The organism is uncultured Winogradskyella sp., from assembly GCF_947498005.1.
GTDB lineage: Bacteria > Bacteroidota > Bacteroidia > Flavobacteriales > Flavobacteriaceae > Winogradskyella.
Map to the genome: position 1 here is coordinate 1 of NZ_CANMIW010000021.1, position 3,912 is coordinate 3,912.

Consider the following 3,912-nt stretch of genomic DNA (forward strand, 5'->3'; position numbering starts at 1 on the left):
TCAAGTGTAGTGTCGTTTCCTTTTATTTCTGTGTTCCAAACTCCCATTTAGTTCTGTTTCTCAAATTACTGGCAACGGTCTAGTGTATGATTTCGTTGCGTTTTTTAAGCACTAAAGTTAGCAAATAAATCACAGATAGAAAGTCCGCGAGGACTTTCGTAAGTAGGCTATAACTAGCAATGAATTATACACATTGTTGTACGCTGGCTTTTTTCGTTCGTATTGTTTTTATTAGACTTGGAATAATCGAAATGATAGCACTTGTCCCTATAATCAGTCCATAATTTATTCCGTTCCAATTTAAACTTCTTATTCCATCATCACAAGCTGTACACTCTATAACTTTTATGTTCGCATAGATTGCGGAAATTCCGATTAAAGAAATTCCAAAAGTCAATAAGCATATAATTCCGTTTTTGAAAACTCCTGTTAGTCTTTGATTCAGGTTTTCAAGAGTCAAAACCAAGAATGAAATACCTATACTCAAATAGTAAAAATTACTCCCAAAAAGATAAAAATTCTTTCCTGTAAACCTAATTCGGTTTGAAGTAGACCAAAGGAAAATATTCTGAATTTGCTCTCTAAAAAAGGAATAAGAAAATAGAGATATTCCAATTCCGATAATAAATGCTAAAATCCCAAAGATTATCTTTTTTTTCATTCAGTTATTAATTCAGATTTGTTGTTTTCTTTTCTAATCAAATAAAAAACTCTGCCGAAATACATTAAAAATGGTATTCCGATTCCAAGTGTTATTGCAAAAAGAAAACTGTCATATTCCCAAGCTCCATAGCAGACAAAAAGGAATGAAATCAGCATTAAAGTCAGTCCGATGTAAATCCAATTCTTTTTGGTCAAAATGTTTTTTGAAAACAAAGGTCCAATTGAAATCAGTTTTCCAATAAGTGAAACAATAGCTATTAAAAATAGACTGCTTTCATAAGGGTAATTTTTATCGAATTCAAATCCAAACTCGATTATATTCCGAACACTTAAATATTCAATCAATATCATTATTCCATAACCGTGTCCTGACGGAATTCCAATCAGAATTATTGAGTTGAGAATTAATGTAATTATTATAGCTCTTTTTATCAATTTGAGTTGGTTTTTCAGCTTGCGTACAACGTGTTTGTATATGGAAAGTTGCGTGTTTGCGTGCGAGGAATTTCCGAAGGAAATTCAGACGTAGCAAACGTGCAACGACCTTTGATTTAGCCTAACACCAGCAATTTTTTATATACGGTGTTAGGCAACGTTTTTTATTCATACATTATATTTTCCAGTTCGCTTTTTTTTCCGTTATATATTTTAAAGAATTCAGTTGGTTTGTCGGCTATTAGTTTAACCATTTCTTCGTGGTCGTGATTTAGTCGATAAACCTTTCCTTTTTTGTCCACAGCAATGTAATTTCCATCTTCCATATCCAAAATTGTGTAGAATAGTTTTTCGTCAAATTCAATTTCGAATGTGTAGTCCAATTCCAAAAGTTCAATTTGCTCTTGGGATAGCGATTTTAATATTTTTTCCGCTGTCTTTTGGTCAGGGTTTTCCATTTTGAGATGCTCCAGTTCTATTTGGTTTTTCTGAATTTGGTTTAGGTCAAACGTTTTATGAAAATACTCTGGATTATCTATTTCAATTTCGGTCAATCCGTCAGATTGATAATATAATTTAATCGGTTGAAATTCATTTTCCTTTTTATTGAATACTGAAATTCCAGTAAGATTATATCGAGTTTTGTGATTTCTATTTATAATCTCAAATTCTTTAGGGTTATAACCTCGAGATACATAAATTCCTATCGGCTCATACATAAAGCCTATTCCGTAAATTTTAGAAAGTCCAATTGCAGTTTTAATTTGAGGCATTTCCGACTCCAACAATTCAGCTATTTTAAGTCCGAACTGTTCAATATGTTTCTTTTTTATCTTTCGATTGAAAATGCTCATTTCAAATGTTGCCTAACGTGTTTGTGTATGGTTAGTTGCGTGTTTAAGCAACTAATTTAGCAAACAAAAACGAGCGCGAGAAAATTCCGAAGGAATTTTCGTACGTAATCTCAATACAGCAATTAACTATACACATTGTTAGGTGTAGTATTTATTTGTTCCATTCCTTAATTGCTTCTATTAATTCATTCAGTTTTTCTTTTAAATCCAAAACATCTAAAGAATCAAGCTCTATATGTTCAGATATCTCAGATGAATAAATTGTCTTATTTAGATTATATTTAAGTTTAATTTTATTGTTAGAATTTAGAATGTTTTGTTCTAGTTTAATGTTTTTATCATTTACTACTTCGGCTTTGTATTTATGATTTTCATTTAACCAAGTTGATAGAGTTTTATCTGATATATAGTTTTCAATTTCTCTCCCTTTTGTTATCCAACACCTATTTTCTCCAATCTCTTCTTGTATTCTATTTTTTGTCCCGTTAAGCTTTGTATTAACAGTTTTTCCATCTCTATCAATAACGACATATGCATTGCGATTTATTTTTAATAATGGAATTACTTCTTTTTTTAACCATTCAAAATCAAAAGATAAGTTTGATAATAACCTACCTCCATAAAACATTATAACATAATGTAGTCCTTCCTTTAATTCTGGTGAAAGAATCTCAATCCATTTATTTATAAAATTTCTATCACTAGGTCCTTCTACCCAAATAACACCATTACTTTGAAGTATGTCGCTAGCTTTTAAACCTAAATCATTTAAAATTTGTTTTGTTCCATTGTAAGATAAAACTGTTTTTGAAATTGATTTATCTCCATCATTTGAGACGTGAATTAGTTGAGCATTTTTATCAGTACCAAAAGAATCTATAACTACATTTGAGTGAGTTGTTAGAAAAAAATATGCTGAATGTGTCTTTGAATATTTTTTTATATAATTATATAAGCGTCTTTGCAATGATGGATGTAAGTTGTTTTCTAGCTCTTCAAAAGCAAATACATAAGATTTTGGATTTTTATTTTCAATTTTAGGTCTAACTATCAAGTTTAATAAAACTAATAAAACTGTTTTTATTCCACTTCCCATTTTTGAAAGTGATATTCTTTTTTGATTTGCATCTTCAAAGAAAAGTTCCCATTTATTTTCTTCATCAAGTTGAACTAAAATTCTTGAAAAATGGATATCTGGATTTATTATAATATTTAGTTCCTCAAGTAATATTTTTTCTATTATAGTACTATCCTTGTCAGTTTTATTCAGTATTTGTTGAATTGTATTAGTTGAACCAACACCGTTTGAATAAAATTTTAATTCTGTATTAGATACTTCAGGATTAATATCCCTTTCTGCTGAAATATTGCAAAATGATTTGCCAGCAAATGGTAATTCAACTACTGAAGCTAAAGAGTCAAACATCTTTTGTGCATAGTTCACAAATTCAGCATCAGTACTAATAAAAGTTCTTTGATTTTTACCTTTATATTGATAAGTATATTTTTTTCCGATAAATTGTTTTCCGTATTCGAAAAAATTTCTTCCAGGTATTCCTCCACCACTAGTTCCAGAAGGAAAGACCTTAGAAATATTTGATTCATTAAGGATGTGTTCAATTATTATTTCAGGAACTTTGGATTCTCTTCCTGTTTTATTAAAATTTTCATTACTGTTAACTAAGAATTCAATGAGGTCAATTAAACTACTTTTTCCAGAATTATTCTTTCCAATAATCAAGTTAATTGGAAGAATTTTATCAAATCCACCACCTTCTTTAGAGTCAAAACATTTGTAATTTCTAACTATGATTTTCTGGTTAATAGTCATTTTTATTTTATCAGTTTATTGATTTGTCGGGTTGTTCTTGCATATTACACCTAACGTGTTTGTGTATGGTTAGTTGCGTGTTTAAGCAACTAAATTAGCAAACTTTTACGAACCCGTGAAAATTCCGCA

General features: G+C 29.7%; 4 protein-coding genes. All 4 read right to left on the reverse strand.

The features are described from left to right. Positions 1–184 precede the first annotated feature (184 nt). Positions 185–661: a hypothetical protein gene (locus Q0891_RS17100; RefSeq protein ID WP_299103556.1), complete on the reverse strand. Its 477-nt coding sequence runs from the start codon at positions 659–661 to the stop codon at positions 185–187. Next, on the reverse strand, positions 658–1,098 hold the full coding sequence (locus Q0891_RS17105; protein WP_299103557.1) for a hypothetical protein: 441 nt from the start codon (positions 1,096–1,098) through the stop codon (positions 658–660). The genes Q0891_RS17100 and Q0891_RS17105 overlap by 4 nt, the downstream gene beginning before the upstream one ends. A 164-nt stretch (positions 1,099–1,262) precedes the next feature. After that, the gene (locus tag Q0891_RS17110) at positions 1,263–1,952 is read right to left on the reverse strand and encodes a hypothetical protein (protein ID WP_299103558.1); all 690 of its coding nucleotides are present in this window, start codon (positions 1,950–1,952) and stop codon (positions 1,263–1,265) included. Between the two features lie 151 nt (positions 1,953–2,103). After that, the gene (locus Q0891_RS17115; protein ID WP_299103559.1) at positions 2,104–3,783 is read right to left on the reverse strand and encodes an AAA family ATPase; all 1,680 of its coding nucleotides are present in this window, start codon (positions 3,781–3,783) and stop codon (positions 2,104–2,106) included. Positions 3,784–3,912: the final 129 nt, after the last annotated feature.

What these genes read in the sequence shown, in the direction of transcription:
- Q0891_RS17100 (WP_299103556.1), bottom strand. Translation starts at nt 661, where the DNA reads ATGAAAAAAAAGATAATCTTTGGGATTTTAGCATTTATTATCGGAATT.
- Q0891_RS17110 (WP_299103558.1), bottom strand. Translation starts at nt 1,952, where the DNA reads ATGAGCATTTTCAATCGAAAGATAAAAAAGAAACATATTGAACAGTTC.
- Q0891_RS17115 (WP_299103559.1), bottom strand. Translation starts at nt 3,783, where the DNA reads ATGACTATTAACCAGAAAATCATAGTTAGAAATTACAAATGTTTTGAC.